Raw genomic sequence first — 548 nt, forward strand, 5'->3', positions numbered from 1 at the left:
CCCAGCAACCCAAGGTTGCGCACCGCCCGCCACCAGCCAGGGCAGCGCACCCGGCTGGATCGAGCGCACAGCCCGGCCAAGTGCTGGCCACCAGCACAGCGGCACAGCGGCACTGCGGCACTGCGGCACTGCGGCACGCGCAGCAGCGCACCGCCCAAGCAGCTCGGCAACCCAAGGTTGCGCACCACCTGGCCACCAGCCAGGGCAGCGCACCCGGCTGGATCGAGCGCGCACAGCCCGGCCAAGTGCTGGCCACCAGCACAGCGGCACTGCGGCACGCGCAGCAACGCACCGCCCAAGCAGCTCGGCAACCCAAGGTTGCGCATCGCCTGGCCACCAGCCGGGGCGGCGCACCTGGCTGGATCGAGCGCACAGCCCGGCCAGGTGCTGGCCACCAGCGCAGCGGCACTGCGGCACTGCGGCACGCGCAGCAGCGCACCGCCCAAGCAGCTCGGCAACCCAAGGTTGCGCACCGCCCGCCACCAGCACCGGGCAGCGCACCCGGCTGGATCGAGCGCACAGCCCGGCCAGGTGCTGGCCACCAGCGC

General features: G+C 74.1%; 1 protein-coding gene. It reads left to right on the plus strand.

Annotated features, from left to right (window positions below; all coding sequences use genetic code 11):
* Positions 1-15: 15 nt before the first annotated feature.
* On the plus strand, positions 16-548 hold a 533-nt coding region (locus BN2503_RS19155), incomplete at its 3' end, for a hypothetical protein (RefSeq protein WP_199445295.1).

It is taken from the genome of Paenacidovorax caeni (assembly GCF_001298675.1).
GTDB lineage: Bacteria > Pseudomonadota > Gammaproteobacteria > Burkholderiales > Burkholderiaceae_C > Paenacidovorax > Paenacidovorax caeni.